The sequence below is a fragment of the Humibacter ginsengiterrae genome, assembly GCF_054780115.1.
In genome coordinates this window covers 312,622-328,614 of record NZ_BAAGWY010000003.1, presented here as the reverse complement: position 1 = coordinate 328,614, position 15,993 = coordinate 312,622, and the positions used below count along the sequence as shown (strand labels likewise).

The window sequence follows — 15,993 nt, the reverse complement described above, 5'->3', positions numbered from 1 at the left end:
TGTTCCTCGACGCTACTTGTGCAGCGGCGCGTACCGGAACTTGAACGAGGCGTCGAGGGTCGTGCCCTTGACGCCCGCGCCCACCACGGCCACCTGCGAGCCCTGCAGGTAGGGCAGCGTGGACAGGTCGTTCGCCACCTTGTCCTGGATCTGCCCGATCAGCTTGGCGCGTGCGGCCTTGTCTGTGGTGCCCACCTGCTGGGTGATGAGCTTCTGCACGTCGGGGTTGTCGTAGTGGTTGGAGAGGAAGTTGTCCTTCGAGAAGAACGGTGTCAGGTAGTTGTCGGCGTCCGAGTAGTCCGGGAACCAGCCGAGCTGGTAGGCCGGGTAGACGTCGGCGACGCGGTCCTTGGAGTACTGCACGTACTCGGTCGAGGCCAGGTTCACCTTGAACAGGCCGCCGTTCTCCAGCTGGTCCTTGATCATGGCGTACTCGTCGGCGGACGACGGGCCGTAGTGGTCCGGCGTGTACTGCAGGCTCAGGTTGATCGGAGTGGTGACTCCTGCCGCCTGCAGCGTCTGCTTCGCCTTGTCGAGCGACGGACCGCCGTTGCCGTCGCCGTACAGCGGCTTCAGCGACTCGGTCGCACCGGTCAGACCCTGCGCCACGTAGGAGTACAGCGGCGTGTAGGTGTTCTTGTACACCTGGCTGGCGATGGCCTTGCGGTCGATCAGGTCCGCCGCCGCCTGACGCACGGCGAGTGCCTTCTTCGCGTCCGCATCCGGTGTGGTGGCACCGTACGGCATCGTGTTGAAGTTGAACACGATGTAGCGGATCTCACCGCCGGGGCCATCGACGACCTTGACCTTCTTGTCGGAGCGCAGGCTGTCGATGTCGGTCGCCGACAGGGAACGGAAGGCCACGTCGATGTTGCCCTGCTGGATGTCCAGCTTCATGTTGGGCGCACTCGCGTAGTACTTGACGTTGATCGTGCCGGTCTTCGCGGGACCGAGGAGGCCCTGGTAGTCCGGGTTGGCCTTGTACTGGATCAGGCTGTTCACCTTGTAGCTCTTGATCGTGTACTGGCCGGCAAACGCGTCGCCCTTGACGATCGTGTTGTCGGGCGTGACCTTGTCGGCGGAGAACACCTGCTCGTCCACGATCGGACCGGCCGGGCTGGAGAGCACCTGCGGGAACGTCTGGTCGTTGGGCACCTTGAGGTGGAACACCGCGGTCAGCTTGTCGGGGGTGGTGACGTCTTTGAGGTTGCCGAGCAGCGATGCCGGACCGTTCGGATCGTTGATCTTCAGCTGGCGCTCGAACGTGAACTTCACGTCGGATGACGTCAGCGCGTGACCGTTCGCGAACTTGAGGCCCTTCTTGAGCTTCACCGTGTAGTCGGTGGGTGAGGTGAAGGATGCCGACGCGGCGATGTCGGGCTTCACGTCCGGGCTGCCGTACGGGGTGTTCATGAGGAACGGGTAGACCTGGTTCATCACCGCGAACGAGCCGTTGTCGTACGAGCCGGCGGGGTCGATGCTGGTGATCTTGTCGGTGGTGCCGATCGTGAGCGATCCGCCACTGGTGCCGCCCGATCCGCCTGAGCCGGAGCATCCGGCCAGTGCCAGGGCGGAGACGGCGAGCGCGGATGCGCCCAGGAGCACGCGCGCGCGACGAGATGGTGCCGATTTCATACGGGGAGAGCCTCTCTGCTGACCGATCGGTGCGATCTGGATCATCGTTCTGTGAGGGCGCACAGAAGGGGGTGCGCTTTCACGGGTCCTTATGTCCTAACACACGACCGATCGAGACCCGGCAATCGACGGAGGACGCCTCGCACGATCGTTATTCGATGGAAACGCATGGAGCGAGAATCGCGCATAAGAGTGCGCGTTCGCGCAAGAAACGATCGCGCCGTTCGGGATTCCTGCGTCTTCTGAGAACATGGGCCAGGATGAACGAGCAATCTTCTTCGGCGCCGTCCTCCTCCGCTCTCGCCGTGCAGGAGGTGGTCATGCCCTCCGGCGATCTCGGCCTCGTGAACCCTCTGCCGCCCATCGCGGGCTCGCGAGACCTTCACAAGGATGCCGGCACCGACGACGTCGACGACGAGCTGCGGTTCGGCCTGGGCTACGGCAAGGTCGAGACGGTGCTGCCGTACCTGATGCAGGACGGATACTCCCGCGGGCTGCGCGAAGCAGCGCATCCGGTGGCGGTGCTGGAGAACGAGTCGATGCGGGCCGAGTTCCTGCTCGACCTGGGCGGTCGCCTCTGGTCGCTCGTGGACAAGCGGACCAGGCGCGAACTGCTGCATCGCAACCCCGTGTTCCGTCCGGCCAATCTCGCTCTGCGCAACGCCTGGTTCGCCGGCGGCGTGGAATGGAACCTCGGCACCACCGGGCACTGGCCGCTGACGTGCTCACCGCTGCACGCGGTGCGGGTACGTCGTGAGGACGGCAGCCAGGCGCTGCGCATGTACGAGTACGAGCGGATGCGCGGGCTCGTCGTGAGCATCGACGCCTCACTCGCGCAAGATGCTCCATTGCTGGTGGTGACCGTGACCGTCCGGAATCCCCGCGACATCGAGGTTCCGGTCTACTGGTGGTCGAACATCGCTGTGCCTGAGCAGGAGGATGTGCGCGTCGTCGCTCCCGCCGACTCGGCCTACCGATTCGGCTACGAGGGAGTTCTCTCGACAGTGCCGTTTCCGGGTGCCTACGCGGACGGCGTTGACCGCAGCTACACCACGCGGTCGCGCGACGCCGCGGACTACTTCTTCGAGCTGAACCGGGCGCCGATGCCGTGGATCGCCGCCCTGGACGGCGAGGGCAAGGGACTCTTCCAGGCCTCGACCGCTCGGCTGCGCGGTCGCAAGCTCTTCCTCTGGGGACAGGCGCAGGGCAGCAGGCACTGGCAGCGCTGGCTGACCGATGGCGATCATCCGTACCTCGAGATTCAGGCGGGACTGGCGCGCACGCAGCTCGAGCACGTGCCCATGCCGCCCGGCGAGACGTGGCGCTGGAGCGAGGTGTACGGACTGGCGGATGCCGATCCTGCTGCGGTGCACGGTTCGTGGGAGCAGGCGGTCTTCGCGGCCCGTGACGCGGTGACGCGCACGCGGGCCGACGAGGTGCTCGCGCGGGAGGACGGCCGCGACGCCCGGGCGGACGAGGTCGTGGAGATGCTGCAGCGAGCGTCCGGCTGGGGTGCTCTCGAGGATGCCCGGCGCAGGCGGGCGGGCGAGCCGTCGCTGTCGACCGCCGCTACGCCCTTCCCGGCGAGCGATCTCGGCGCGGAGCAGGCCTGGTGGATCGACGCGCTCGAGCGTGGTTCTGCCGTCGAACCGGATCCGGCATCTGACGCCGAGCCGGGCTTCGGGCCTCTTTCGTACCAGTCCGACCCGGCGTGGGAGCCGGTCGTGGCGGCGCAACCCGGCTGGACGGCCCGCCTGCACGAGGGCGTGCTGGCCGTGGCGCAGGGGCGGTGGGATTCCGCGATCGAGGCGTGGCGGGCATCCGTGGCGCTGACTGACAACGGATGGGCGTGGCGCAATCTCGCCGTTGCGGCGTCGCGCGATGGCGACGTGGTCGCGGCGGCGGATGCCTACGCGAAGGCGCACACGCTCCTCCCGCACCTGCTGCCCCTCACCATCGAGGCGGTGCGCCAGCTGCACGACAGCGGCCGCGCCACCGATGCGCTGGCGCTCATCGAGTCGCTCGACGCCGCGCAGCGAGCCGATGGACGCATCCGTTACGCGGAGGCTGCCTCCGCTCTGGCGGTGGGCGACCTCGACCGCTGCGCACGACTTCTCGATGAGGGCATCGAGATCGCCGACCTCAAGGAGGGCGAGACCTCACTCGACGGGCTGTGGGTGGATTACCAGGCCGCCCGCTTGGCGGAACGCGAAGGCGCCGAGGTGACGGATGCCGTGCGCGAGCAGGCGGCGCGGGACTTTCCGCCGCCGGAGCGGTACGACTTCCGCATGCACGTCTGAGGCGAGAGCCGCCGGCGTCAGGCGCGCGCCGTGGACCACTCGGCAAACGAGCTTGCGAGCGTTGCACCTTCGAAGACGGATACCCGCGCGATCCCGTCGCGACGCACATCGAGAACCGCTATTCCATACGGGCTGCCCTTCCAGTCGACCACGGCGGCCGGTTGGCCGTTGGCCACCACCGGGCGCATGGACCAGTCGCCCGGACGACCCACGGCCGCTGCGAAGACAGGCGCACAGGCATCCATGCCGCGGAACGAGTCGCCGGACGGCATCAGCTCCAGGGAAGCGTCGGCACGGAGCACCGCCAGGAGCGGGGCGACCTCGCCGCTCTGGAAGGCCGAGATGTATGCGCCAAGCAGCCGCCGGGCGATGGGATCGCTCGGTTCGACCAGGTCGTCCGGCCTGCGGGACTGGCTGCGGATCCGCACGCGCGCTCGCTGCAGCGAGCTCTTCACAGCGACGACTGTGGTGCCGAGCATGTCGGCGACCTCGGAGGCCGGGAAGTCGAGCACCTCTCTCAGCAGGAACACGGCACGCTGGCGCGGGCCAAGCAGCTGCAGGGCTGCGACCAAAGCTAGCCGCAGGTCGTCGCCATCACCCGGTGCGGGTTGCAGCCAGCGAGCGGGATCATCTGCGGTTGTCGCGATGCGATCGTCCGGAGGCAGTTCCAACGGGAGCCCCCTACGCGTTCGGGAGCGCCGCGCATCGAGGCAGACGTTGATGGCGATTCGGTGCAGCCAGGTGCGTACGGATGCCCGGTGGTCGAATGCGTCCCACGAACGCCAGGCTCTGAGCTGAGTCTCCTGAACCGCGTCTTCGGCGTCGTCCCAGGAGCCCAGCATGCGGTAGGCGTGCGTGACCAGCTCGTGCCGAAGCGACGAGACCGCAGCGTCGAAGGCGCCCATCGTGTCGGCGCCATGCACTCCGGGGATGCCCTGCACGGCGTCGTCACTGGTCACGGGTTCAGTATCGACCGTAACCATGTCGCTCCCTCGGTGATCGCGTCGTCCGCGACCGGCGTACGTCCGGCCGTCATCTGGAACGTGTGTAGCTGGCCCTCGTAGGTGTCCACGCGGGTTCGCACGCCTGCCTCGCGCAAGCGCCGGGCCAGTCGGATGCTGTCGTCCAGCAGCGACTCCTCAGCTCCCACCTGGATGTACGTCGGCGGAAAGCCGCGGAGGTCGGTGAACAACGGTGCCGCTGCCGGATCACGCGGATCCTGTCCGTTCAGATAGCCGCGGGCGAGTCCGCGCACCACCTCACGCGTGAAGAACGGGTCCGTCCCCGTCTCGTACGATTCGCCGGTCGCCTCGAAATCCGACCAGGCCGACAGAAGCAGCAGCCCGGCTGGAACGGGCAAGCCCTCGTCGCGGGCGCGAGCGGCAACGCCGATGGCGAGCGTGGCTCCGCACGAGTCGCCGACGAGCGCGATCCTCCTTCCGTCGGCAAGCAGTGCCCGGTACGCGTCGAACACGGCGTCCACCTGGGAAGGGAACGTGTACTCGGGAACCAGCCCGTACTCGACGGCGAACGCCGAGATGCCGCTCACCGCGACCAGGTGACCGAACATGCGATGGTGTGTGGACGCCGAGCCGCCGATGAAGCCACCGCCGTGGATCGCGAGGAGGACGCCACCGGAATCTTCGAGAGATCGGGCATCGTCTGGTCGCAGCCAGAGGCCATCAGGGCTTGTTGCTCGCTCGACCGTCACCCATCGCGGCTCCGCGCCGAGTTGCTCCCAATCGGTCGTCTCGCCGCGTGCCAGGGCCTCCCAGTGCGCGCGATTGATGTCTGCCGTCGAGCTCGCAGTGACCGGGGCGTCGGTTTTCGTCGTTGTCGTCATACAGGGATAGACGTAGTGAGACGCATGGAGGAATCGCGGCGTGAGGTATTCCCGAGGCCGCGCACGACGCACCCGCCGCGCCGCTGTCGCGTATCGCTGCTGGACGCCGCGATACGATCGGCGCATGCTCCGTCGCTTGGTGCCCGTTCTGCTGATCGCGCTCGTCGCGGTCGCCGGGCTCGACACGTCGCACGCGGCATCGGCGGCTGTTCTGGTAGCCGTCGCATCGATGGCAGTCCTGGCCGGAACCGCCGTTCTCGCCGCCGAAAGCGCCGGACGACGACCGACCCGTCTGAGCGCTACCCGAATCGCCTGGCTCGCGGCGACCGCCACCGCGACACCGACGCACACGGATGTCCGTGCTCTCATGCACGCACGACCCCCGTCGGCGAGACCATAGCGGCGCCACCGTCTGAACTCCTCGGCTCGTGTCGGCGCTCGCTTCACGCGTTCACCGACCGATCACACGAGACCTTGAGGACACGTTCATGGACCCCTTTTCCTTCCCACCGTTTGCGGCGGTGCTCGACGGCGCCGCTGCACTCATCACCGGCCTGACGAGCGCATTCGCCACGGTCGTGCCGACAGGCGTGGCCGCTCTCGCCGCGATCGCACTCGTCACCTTGGCGGTGCGCGCGGCGTTGCTGCCCGTCGGGCTCGTCAACGCGCGGGCGCAGGTCGCGCGCGGCCGTCTTGCCCCGAGACTTCGCGAACTGCAGCGCCGGCACCGCAAAGACCCCGCGACCCTCGGCCGCAAGACTCAGGAGCTCTACACCGCAGAAGGCGTGTCACCGTTCGCCGGCGTGCTGCCGACGTTGCTGCAGATCCCCGTCATTTCCGTCGTGTACGGCGTCTTCACCAGGACCACGGTGGCGGGGCACGCCAACGCGCTGCTTGCGCACACGGTTCTCGGGTCGCCGCTCGGGGCATCCTTCGGGCAGTTGATCGCCGCGGGAGCGTTCGCTCAGCTCGCTCTCCCGCTGGCGCTGCTGACAGCGATCGCCGCGGTCGCCATAGTGTCGCGCCGCGTCGCGCTGCATTCAGCGAGGCAGGTCGACCCCGGTGCACCGGAACCGACTCGCCTCGCCAGTGTGCTCAGCTGGCTCCCGCTGCTCAGCGTCGTGTTCGCGGCTATCGCGCCGGTGGCGGCATCCGTCTATCTGGTGGTGTCGATGTCGTGGACGAGCGCCGAACGCACGATCGCCGTGCGCCACTACCTCACTGCCTGAGCAGGCAAGGGCGGGCTAGCTGCTGGCCTTCGCGTTCGACTCGTACGACGTGTTGATCGACTCGAAGAAGTTGACGAGCTCGAGCGTGTCGTTCGCCGCGGCCATCCACTTCGCCGGGTTCGTCACGTTGTACTCCGGACCGAACCCGAGCTCCTCGAGCCGCCGGTCGGCGAGGTACTTGACGTATTGGTTGATGTAGTTCGCGTTCAGCCCCAGGATGCCGCCGGGAAGAAGGTCCCGGTTGTACTCCTCTTCCATCTCCACCGCGTCGATGATCATCTTCTTGATCTCTGCGGCGAACTCCGGCGTCTGCAGGTCGGGGTTCTCCTCCAGCACCGTGAGGATCAGGTTCATGCCGAACTTCAGGTGAAGGGATTCGTCACGCACGATCCAGTCGATCAGTGAGCCGAAGTTGCGCAGCAGGTTCCGCTGCCGGAACGACAGCGCCACCATGAAGCCCGAGTAGAACCAGATGCCCTCGAGGATGATGTTGTATGCCACGAGGTTGCGGATGAAGTCCTGCTTGCCCGCGGTGGTGGTGATGTCGAGCTTCTGCTCGAGCATGCGCCGGATGTACTTGACCTCGAACTCCTCTTTGCGCGCCATCGACGGGATGTCGACGTGCGAGGCGTACGCCTGCTCGCGGTCGATCGGGAACGTCTCGAGCACGTACTCGAACGACATCGAGTGGTTCGCTTCTTCCCACATCTGCTTCGCGAGGTACAGGTGGGCTTCGGCCGAATTGAGATAGGGATAGACGCCGAACGCGAGCGCCTTGTTCACGAGCAGCTCATTCGGGTTGAAGTAGCTGACCAGGAAGGTGACGGCATGCCGTTCCTCATCGGTCATCTTCTTGAAGTCCGCCAGGTCTTCGCCCAACTGCACCTCGTTCGGGAACCAGGTGTTCGCCACGGCCTGGTCGTACAGGTCCATCGCCCACTGGTACTTCACCGGCTTGAGCAGCAGCCCCTCTTCGATGCCGGTTCCCAGAATGCCCATCGTTCTCTACGCCTCTATCTCGTTCTCGTGGTCGGTCGGGTGGTCGCGCGCTACTGGCAGGAGTCGCACTGGAAGGCATCCATCGGATCCTCCGGCACGAAGTACTCGCCCACGAACTGCTCTGCGGTGCGCTGGTCGTCCATCACTTGTCACCTCCAGCGACACCGCCGAAGCCGAACCCGCGACGAGCGGGAGCCGGTGCGGATGACTGACTGCCGGCATCCGTACCGCTTGCGCCTGCTCCGACCCCGGCCGGCACCGCACCGAAGCCCTTGCGAGCACCGCCGATCTCCTCGGCCTTGTTCACCCGCACGGTCGTCTGCTCGGCCTGGTGGCGCGGCTTCATGTGCAGGTAGTAGGTGGTCTTCACACCGCGCTCCCACGCCGCCGCGTAGATGTCGACCATGTCGCCGATGTCGCGCGTCTCGAGGTAGATGTTGCGGCTGATCGACTGGTCGATCCACTTCTGGGCGCGCGCGGCGACCTCGAGGAACGCGTAGGGCGAGAGCTGGAAGCTCGTCTTGTACACGCGCTTGATCTCGTCGGGGATGTCGGCGATGCCCTGGATGTCTCCTTGGCTGCGAAGCACCTGCTCACGCACCTTCTCCCAGAGGCCGTGCTGCTGAAGCGTGCCGACCAGGTTGCGGTTCACCTCGAGGAACTTGCCGTTCGAGGTCGATCGGCTGAAGATCTGGGAGAACTGCGGGTCGAAGCCGGGTGTGGTCCCGGCGACGAGCCCGATGGATGCGGTGGGCGCGACCGCCATCAGCGTCGCGTTGCGCATGCCGCTCTTCACCCGCTGGCGAAGCGCGTCCCAGTCCATGCGGGTCTTGCGGTTGACCTTGATCTCGACGCCCCGGTCCTGTTCCGTGATCGCGATGGTGTCGAACGGCACCATTCCCTGCGACCAGCGGGAACCCTGGAAATTCGGGTACGCGCCACGCTCGGCGGCCAGGTCGGCGGACTCCTCGATCGCGTAGTACGAGATGCGCTCCGCGACCTCGTCGATGAGGTCGTACGCCTCTTCGGACTCGTAGCTGAGTCCGAGACGCTCGACGACATCCGTGAAGCCCATGATCCCGAGGCCCACCGCACGGTTGTTCAGGTTGGCGTTGTCTGCCTCGGGGACCGACGACATCGTGATGTCGATCAGGTTGTCCAGCTGACGAATGGCCAGGCGGGCGCTGCGCTCGATCGTCGTCCAGTTGAACGTGCCGTCGTCCTGCAAGTGACGGGACAGGTTGATCGAGGCCAGGTTGCAGACCGCGATGTTGTCGATGTCCTGCGGAAGGCAGATCTCCGTGCACAGGTTCGACAGGTGGATCGTGCCCGTGTTGTTGTTCAGGGCCCTGTTGTTGATGGTGTCCTTCCAGGTCAGCCACGGGTGGCTGGTGGTCTGCAGGCTCATCAGCATGTCCTTGAACACGGACCGAGCCGTGGTGCGCTTGAACATGCGAAGGCGGCCGGCCTCGGCCTCTTCGATGTAGTGCGCGTAGCGCTCGGAGAAGGCCTTGCCGTAGAGCTCGTTGAGGTCGGCGACCTCGAGCGGATCGAAGTAGTACCACGGCTCGTCGTGCTGCACGCGCTTCATGAACTCGTCGCTGATCCACACAGCCGTGTTGGCGGTGCGGGTGCGACGGTACGGGTCGCCGGAGTTCTGACGCAGGTCGAGGAACTCAGGGAAGTCGAGGTGCCAGTTCTCCATGTAGAAGCACAGCGCACCGAACTTCTTGCCGCCGCGGCTGACGGCTCGGAGCACGGAGTCGATCGTGTGCATGAACGGGATCGGACCGGTCGACGTGGTGTTGTTCGACCGGATCGGCGAGCCCTGCGAGCGCAGCTTCGTCACCGACAGGCCGATGCCTCCGGTGCCCTTCGTGATCCACATCACGTCGCGCACGCTCTTGGCGATGTGCTCGATGTCGTCGTGCATCTCCATCACGAAGCAGTTGGAGAGCTGCGGAAACTTCGTGCCGGCGTTCACGAGCGTTGAGCCGGCAGCGAGATAGTCGAGGCGAGACATCGTCTCGTAGAACTCGATCGCGATGCCGGTCGGATCGGTCTCGTTGAGCGACAGGCCCATGGCGATGCGCATCCAGAAGTACTGCGGCACCTCCAGCGGATCACCATTGCGCGCCTTGATGCCGTAGCGGTTGTTCAGCGTGACGAGGCCGATGTACTTGAGCAGCCCGTCGTTGGCCGGCTCGAGCACCGAAGCGAGTCGGTCGAGGTCGAAGAGATCGGGGAAGCGCGGATCGAGCAACTCCTCCTTGACGCCACGCTCGATGTAGGCGCGGAAGCCCTCGCGGTGGAGTCGCTTGAGGTCGTCATCGTTCTCGTAGTCACCGAGCACGCGCTTGTAGATGGTCTTGAGCAGCAGCCGGGCGGCGACGGTGTCGAAAGCAGGGTCATCCTTGACGTTCTGCAGCGCCACCTGGATCACGGCCTCGTCCAACTGCTGAGTGGTGATGCCGTCGAACAGGGTCAGCTCGAGCTCGCTCGCGATCTGGGTGACCCAGGTGATGTTCTCGTCGAGCCCCTCCGAGGCCTTCTCGATCGCCAGGTTGATCTTGTTCGCGTCGTACGGCTCCCTCTCGCCGTTGCGCTTCACGACCGTGATTGTCACTTCGCCTCTTCCTCCACTACTGCTCGTGGCACCCTTTCGGATGCCGTCGACTCCACATCGGAGAGCGGAGTCGACGAAGCAGCCCGGCCGTTCGACGTGCCACCGCACGCCCTTCGGCCCGACGCCCCATCTCCCCGTGTTCTACCCCGGGCTCGTACCCGGATCCCCGCGCCGCGCGTCGTCTTCACTCATCGTCCGGCAGACCGCTGACATCCGGTTCGTGCGCTCGTGGCGACGCGGTTCTTCAAGCGTTCTGCCGGCCTCGGGAGGCCCCGACTGGACCGGCGTGTGACCACTATATAGCGGGGTGCTCAGCAGCGCTCAACCCTAGATGTTGTGGGCGTGTCGTCCACAGAATGTGGATAAGTTCGCCGACTTATCCCCATTTTCCACAGCTGATCCGCGCCGCGTCCACACCGTCCCCCGGGCGCGGAGAATGGCCGGTCGGCGCATAGTATTGACCGCTAGTGAGCGCATATTCGGACCTGCTGAAGACGCCCGGTGTCGGCCGGATCATCGCTGCGCAGCTCACCGCGAGATTCCCCAGCGGGATGCTCTCGCTCGCACTTCTCACTCACATCGAGCGCGTGCATCACACGTATGGCGCCGCCGGCCTGGTCCTGGCCGCCGCGAGCATAGGTCAGGCGGTCGCCGGTCCCCTCACCAGCCGTCTGATGGGACGGGTGGGCATGCGCCCCGTGCTCATCGCCACGACAACGGTGTGCGCCGCGACGATCACACTGATCGCGCTCGTGGTCATGCCGATCCCCGTCACGATGGCGGTCGCGCTCGTCGGGGGCCTCGCCACGCCGCCCGTGCAGCCGGCCGTGCGCACGATCTATCCGAAGCTCGTCAACTCGCGCCTCCTGACGCCGCTCTTCTCACTGGATGCCTCGGCGCAGGAGATCATTTGGATCGCAGGTCCCGTCGTCATCACGTTCATCGCCACGCAGATCTCGACCACCATCGGCCTGCTGGTGTGCGCGGCGGTCATGCTGGCCGGCGGCGCATGGTTCGTGGCGTCGCCCGAGCTCGGGAGGGTGCGCATCCCACGCAGCAAGCGCCGCTTCGGGGCAGTGCTCCGCCGACCGACCGTGATGCTCGCGACCATCGTCGGATTCCTGCTCGTGGGCTCGTGCGCGGCGATCGAGGCGGGTGTGATCGCCAACTTCGGAGACAAGGGACCGGAAGCCGGAATCGTGCTGGCGATCTGGTCGCTGGGCTCGCTCGCCGGCGGATTCGCGCTCGGAGCCGTGCCCATAGGACCGTGGGCGCTCGCGCGGCGGATGCTCATCGTGTTCGTCGGCGTGGTGCTCGCCAGCCTCTGGATCACGAACATCTGGTGGCTCGCAGCGCTGCTCGTCATCGCGGGAGCCGGAATCGCGCCCGCGCTGGCCGTGATCTTCGCCATCGTCTCGTCGAGTGTGAAGTTCTCCGACACCGCGGAGGCTTACGGCTGGGTCGGCACCGGGCAGCTGATCGGCGCAGCGCTGGGAAGCGCCGTTGCCGGCTTCCTGATCGACCGCTACACGGCGATCGGCGCCTTCTGGGTCGCCGGCGTGCTCGCAGCGCTCGGCGTGCTCGTTCCCCTGATCGGCAAGCGGTGGCACCCGGATCTGCGCGGAAAGGATGCCAGCCCGATACCCGACACCGAGCCCGTGCCGTTGCCTCCTAGCTGACCGTCGCCCGCTCGAGCGACCCGCCGAGGGGGCGCCCGAACCACCGGCATAGGTGCCCTGTTACGGTGACGCTCATGGACGACGCGGCCTTCATCGAGTACGTCGGCGACCGCTTGGCCTCGCTGCCCGGCGTGGAGGCGGTGACGCTCGGCGGTTCCCGTGCCGAGGGCACGAACCGCCCAGACAGCGACTGGGATTTCTCCCTCTACTACCGCGGCCGCTTCGATCCGCAATCGCTCCGCGACCTGGGCTGGCCCGGCACCGTCGGCGAGCTCGGCAGCTGGAGCTCTGTGCCTCACACGGTCTTCAACGGCGGAGCGTGGCTGGAGATCGACGGCCGCGCCAGCGATATGCACTACCGAGACCTCGACGTCGTGGATCGGGTGATCTCCGAGACCCGCGAAGGCCGCTTCACCACCGAGCCTCTGTGGTTCCACGTGGCCGGGCTGCCCTCGTACTCGGTCCTGGCAGAACTGGCCACGAAGCGCGTGCTCGTCGGCGAGCTTCCCGATGTCACGGAGTATCCGCCGCAGCTGCGAAAACACGCCCCCGGTGCGTGGTGGGCACAGGCGGAAGCGGAATTGGGCTATGCGCGCACCTACTACGCATCCACCGGCCGGCTCACCCAGTGCGTCGGCTTGCTGGCCCGAGCGGCGACGTGCACCGCGCACGCCGTGCTCGCGGTGCGGGGAATCTGGGTCACCAACGAGAAGCAGCTCTTCGTTCGCGCCGAGCTCGGCGAGATCGACCGGATGCTCGCCACGGCGACGCCCGACCCCGTCGCGCTCACGCGTCTCGTCGACGAATTCCGCGGGGCATGCGAGCGGGCCCTCCGCGAGGCACAGAGGTGACGACAAAAGCGGCCAGGGGCGCGAAGCCCGAGTTCACTGAACGTATTGCGCGACGCCGTCGCCGAACGACCAGTCGGGCAGATCGTTCTCCACCAGCGTGATCAGGATGTTGCGCGGCTCGACTCCGATGGCAGCGGCTTTCTCGGCGACCGCGCCATAGAACGCCTTCTTCTGCTCGACCGTACGGCCGGAGCGCAAGACGACCTGAACGATGACGACTCCTGCATCACGACGGATGCCCAGATAGCCCGGGTCGGCGATGACACGCGACCCTCCGCTGCTGAGCACCTGGAAACGGTCATCCGCCGGGATGCCGATGGCCTCTACCAGCGCGTCGTGGACCGCTTCTCCCAGTTTCTCGAGCAGCTCGATGGGCGTGCCAGTGCTGTCGATGCGTACAAGTGGCATGGGCTGACACTATCCAGGATCCGGAGACTCGTGGGCGTCAGCGCACGAACGGCTTCGGCAGACGCATTCGTCACCACTTGTCGTGCACGCTCGCGCGGAAGTACTCGTCGTAGAGCTCCCGTACCGCAGCGTCGAACTCGGCGCCCAGCGGCGCGACCGATCCTGCGGCGGCGTTGGAACGCGCCTGATCCACGTTGCGGGCACCGGGGATGACGGAGCTGACGCCCGGCTGCTGCGCCACCCAGGCGAGAGCCGCCTTCGCCGGCGTGAGCTTGTCGGCGCACTCGATGCCGAGCGGCCCGCGAGCGGATGCCACGACGTCCGCGAACCGCCCCGCCGCCTCGACTCCGGTCTCGTAGTCCACACCGGAGAACGTCTCGCCCACGTCGAACGCCTCGCCGTGCCGGTTGAACGTGCGGTGGTCCTGTGGCGCGAACGTCGTCTCCCTCGTGTAACGGCCGCTGAGCAGTCCACTCGCGAGCGGGACGCGCGCGATGATGCCCACCCCGGCATCCTGCGCGGCGGGCAGCACCCGCTCGAGCGGCTTCAGCCGGAACGCGTTCAGGATGATCTGCACAGTGGCCACGTTGGGCCGCGCGATGGCGGTGAGCGCCTCTTCGCAGCGTTCGACGCTCACACCGTAGTTCGCGATCGCGCCCTCGTCGACGAGTGCGTCCAGCGCGTCGAAGACCTCGTCGTCGGAGTACACCGCGGTCGGTGGGCAGTGCAGCTGCACCAGGTCGAGCGTGTCCGTGCGCAGATTGGCGCGGGAGCGGTCGATCCACTCTCTGAAGTTCTTCAGGGAGTAGTTCTCCGGCACCTGATCGACACGACGGCCCATCTTGGTCGCGACAGTGACACCGGCATCGGGGTGGGCCGCCCGGAAGCGGCCGATGATGCTCTCGCTGCGTCCATCGCCGTAGACATCGGCGGTGTCGAAGAACGTGACCCCGGCCTCGGCGGATGCCTCCAGCACGGCGAGCGCGTCCGCCTCGCTCACGTTTCCCCAGTCGGCCCCCAGCTGCCACGTTCCCAGTCCGATGACGGATACCGTGCGTCCGGTGCGGCCCAGCGTTCGGGTCTCCATTGTGCGCTCCTGCATAGGGGCCACCATAGCGACGCGCGCTGGAGCTTGGAGCCGCGGCGGCCATGCCGACGCGGCTAGGGTGCAACCCCGCGTGCACGCGGTGCGACCAGCTCGTCAGCGTGCCTTGTCAACCGGCAGCGCCCCGGGTCATGCGGCGTAACCTGAGAACCGTGAGCGAGTCTGCTGTGCGCGTGCTGTCGGACGAACTGCTGGAGCGCATCCGATCCAGGGCCGCAGGATACGACCGCGACAACGCCTTCTTCACCGAGGACCTCGCGGAGCTCACCGACTCCGGCTATCTCCGTGCCCTGGTGCCCGGGGAGTTCGGCGGCTTGGGGCTCTCGCTGCGCGACGTGGCGCGCGAACAGGTGCGGCTCGCATCCGCTGCGCCCGCGACCGCGCTCGCGGTGAACATGCACCTGGTGTGGACAGGCGTCGCGAAGGTGCTGCGCGACCGCGGCGACGACTCGCTCGAGTTCGTGCAACGCGAGGCGGGCGCCGGAGAGGTGTTCGGATTCGGCATCAGTGAGGGTGGCAACGACCTCGTGCTCTTCGGATCGCGAACGGATGCCCGCCCCGACGGACAAGGCGGCTACACCTTTCACGGCACCAAGATCTTCACGTCGCTCTCGCCCGCATGGACCCGGTTGGGCACCATGGGGCTGGACTCCACGAGCGAAGACGCGCCGAAGATCGTGTTCGGCTTCATCGACCGCGCCGAGGGCGGCTTCGAGATCGCCGACGACTGGAACACGCTCGGCATGCGCGCCACCCAGTCCAACTCCACACGGATGGACGGTGCTCACGCTGCCGCTGACCGCATCGTGCGCAGGCTGGATCCCGGTCCGAACGCCGATCTGCTCACGTTCGGCATCTTCGCCAACTTCGAGCTGCTGCTGGCCTCCGTGTACACGGGCATCGGGGCACGGGCGCTGGAACTCGCGGTCGAGGCGGTGAAGAGGCGCACCTCGATGAAGAACGACGGTCGGTCGTACGCGCAGGATCCGGACATCCGCTGGCGCATCGCCGACGCCGCGATTGCACAGGACGCGCTGTACCCGCAGCTCGATGCCATCACCGCCGACGTCGATATGGTCGTCGACCACGGAGGGCAGTGGTTCGCAAAGCTGGTCGGCATGAAGGTGCGTGCCACCGAGACGGCTCGGGACGTGGTCGACAAGGCGATCCGGGTCTCCGGCGGCGGCAGCTACTTCGCCGGCAGCGAACTGGGGCGACTGTACCGGGACGTGCTCGCCGGCATGTTCCACCCGTCGGACGACGAGTCGGCCCACTCGACCGTGGCGACCGCCTGGCTGGGTCCGATCGAGGCCTGATC

General features: G+C 66.8%; 13 protein-coding genes. 6 read left to right on the top strand and 7 right to left on the bottom strand.

Translation table 11 applies throughout. The annotated features are described in order from the left end of the window. Positions 1-12 precede the first annotated feature (12 nt). The gene (locus tag ACYVII_RS06440) at positions 13-1,635 is read right to left on the bottom strand and encodes a periplasmic substrate-binding domain-containing protein (RefSeq protein ID WP_460532756.1); all 1,623 of its coding nucleotides are present in this window, start codon (positions 1,633-1,635) and stop codon (positions 13-15) included. Between the two features lie 260 nt (positions 1,636-1,895). On the opposite strand from ACYVII_RS06440, the gene ACYVII_RS06435 reads away from it, so the two are divergent. Then, a complete protein-coding gene (locus ACYVII_RS06435) occupies positions 1,896-3,935 on the top strand; it encodes a DUF5107 domain-containing protein (protein ID WP_460532753.1) in 2,040 nt (679 codons plus the stop codon). 17 nt (positions 3,936-3,952) lie between these two features. Here ACYVII_RS06435 and ACYVII_RS06430 read toward each other — a convergent pair whose 3' ends face one another. Then, positions 3,953-4,894 carry an RNA polymerase subunit sigma-70 gene (locus tag ACYVII_RS06430; protein WP_460532750.1) on the bottom strand — a complete coding sequence of 314 codons (942 nt, stop codon included), beginning with the start codon at positions 4,892-4,894 and terminating at the stop codon, positions 3,953-3,955. After that, positions 4,891-5,778 (bottom strand): alpha/beta hydrolase, encoded by an 888-nt coding sequence (locus tag ACYVII_RS06425; protein ID WP_460532747.1) that lies wholly within the window; start codon positions 5,776-5,778, stop codon positions 4,891-4,893. The genes ACYVII_RS06430 and ACYVII_RS06425 overlap by 4 nt, the downstream gene beginning before the upstream one ends. A 124-nt stretch (positions 5,779-5,902) precedes the next feature. Here ACYVII_RS06425 and ACYVII_RS06420 point away from each other — a divergent pair, with 124 nt between their 5' ends. After that, the gene (locus ACYVII_RS06420) at positions 5,903-6,178 is read left to right on the top strand and encodes a hypothetical protein (RefSeq protein ID WP_460532744.1); all 276 of its coding nucleotides are present in this window, start codon (positions 5,903-5,905) and stop codon (positions 6,176-6,178) included. Positions 6,179-6,266: 88 nt separating this feature from the next. Next, a complete protein-coding gene (locus ACYVII_RS06415; protein ID WP_460532741.1) occupies positions 6,267-7,007 on the top strand; it encodes a YidC/Oxa1 family membrane protein insertase in 741 nt (246 codons plus the stop codon). A gap of 15 nt (positions 7,008-7,022) precedes the next feature. Here ACYVII_RS06415 and ACYVII_RS06410 read toward each other — a convergent pair whose 3' ends face one another. Both ACYVII_RS06410 and ACYVII_RS06405 read right to left on the bottom strand, forming a co-directional pair. Continuing rightward, positions 7,023-8,006 carry a ribonucleotide-diphosphate reductase subunit beta gene (locus ACYVII_RS06410; protein WP_460532738.1) on the bottom strand — a complete coding sequence of 328 codons (984 nt, stop codon included), beginning with the start codon at positions 8,004-8,006 and terminating at the stop codon, positions 7,023-7,025. Positions 8,007-8,148: 142 nt separating this feature from the next. Next, positions 8,149-10,632, bottom strand: a complete 2,484-nt coding sequence (locus ACYVII_RS06405; protein WP_460532735.1) for a ribonucleoside-diphosphate reductase subunit alpha — start codon at positions 10,630-10,632, stop codon at positions 8,149-8,151. A gap of 467 nt (positions 10,633-11,099) precedes the next feature. Here ACYVII_RS06405 and ACYVII_RS06400 point away from each other — a divergent pair, with 467 nt between their 5' ends. Together ACYVII_RS06400 and ACYVII_RS06395 are read left to right on the top strand one after the other, a co-directional pair. Next, positions 11,100-12,311: an MFS transporter gene (locus ACYVII_RS06400; protein WP_460532732.1), complete on the top strand. Its 1,212-nt coding sequence runs from the start codon at positions 11,100-11,102 to the stop codon at positions 12,309-12,311. A gap of 74 nt (positions 12,312-12,385) precedes the next feature. Beyond that, a complete protein-coding gene (locus tag ACYVII_RS06395) occupies positions 12,386-13,162 on the top strand; it encodes a nucleotidyltransferase domain-containing protein (protein ID WP_460532729.1) in 777 nt (258 codons plus the stop codon). Positions 13,163-13,195: 33 nt separating this feature from the next. Here the strand turns inward: ACYVII_RS06395 and ACYVII_RS06390 are convergent, their stop codons facing one another. Beyond that, a complete protein-coding gene (locus ACYVII_RS06390; RefSeq protein ID WP_460532726.1) occupies positions 13,196-13,570 on the bottom strand; it encodes a tautomerase family protein in 375 nt (124 codons plus the stop codon). Between the two features lie 70 nt (positions 13,571-13,640). Beyond that, entirely contained in the window at positions 13,641-14,657 is a 1,017-nt protein-coding gene (locus ACYVII_RS06385; RefSeq protein WP_460532844.1) for an aldo/keto reductase, read from the bottom strand. Between the two features lie 149 nt (positions 14,658-14,806). Here ACYVII_RS06385 and ACYVII_RS06380 point away from each other — a divergent pair, with 149 nt between their 5' ends. Continuing rightward, the gene (locus ACYVII_RS06380) at positions 14,807-15,991 is read left to right on the top strand and encodes an acyl-CoA dehydrogenase family protein (RefSeq protein WP_460532723.1); all 1,185 of its coding nucleotides are present in this window, start codon (positions 14,807-14,809) and stop codon (positions 15,989-15,991) included. Positions 15,992-15,993 lie beyond the last annotated feature (2 nt).

Bases quoted from the DNA above. Each gene is read 5' to 3' on its own strand.
- ACYVII_RS06440 (WP_460532756.1), bottom strand. From the start codon at position 1,635: ATGAAATCGGCACCATCTCGTCGCGCGCGCGTGCTCCTGGGCGCATCC.
- ACYVII_RS06435 (WP_460532753.1), top strand. From the start codon at position 1,896: ATGAACGAGCAATCTTCTTCGGCGCCGTCCTCCTCCGCTCTCGCCGTG.
- ACYVII_RS06425 (WP_460532747.1), bottom strand. From the start codon at position 5,778: ATGACGACAACGACGAAAACCGACGCCCCGGTCACTGCGAGCTCGACG.
- ACYVII_RS06420 (WP_460532744.1), top strand. From the start codon at position 5,903: ATGCTCCGTCGCTTGGTGCCCGTTCTGCTGATCGCGCTCGTCGCGGTC.
- ACYVII_RS06415 (WP_460532741.1), top strand. From the start codon at position 6,267: ATGGACCCCTTTTCCTTCCCACCGTTTGCGGCGGTGCTCGACGGCGCC.
- ACYVII_RS06410 (WP_460532738.1), bottom strand. From the start codon at position 8,006: ATGGGCATTCTGGGAACCGGCATCGAAGAGGGGCTGCTGCTCAAGCCG.
- ACYVII_RS06395 (WP_460532729.1), top strand. From the start codon at position 12,386: ATGGACGACGCGGCCTTCATCGAGTACGTCGGCGACCGCTTGGCCTCG.
- ACYVII_RS06390 (WP_460532726.1), bottom strand. From the start codon at position 13,570: ATGCCACTTGTACGCATCGACAGCACTGGCACGCCCATCGAGCTGCTC.
- ACYVII_RS06385 (WP_460532844.1), bottom strand. From the start codon at position 14,657: ATGGAGACCCGAACGCTGGGCCGCACCGGACGCACGGTATCCGTCATC.
- ACYVII_RS06380 (WP_460532723.1), top strand. From the start codon at position 14,807: ATGCGGCGTAACCTGAGAACCGTGAGCGAGTCTGCTGTGCGCGTGCTG.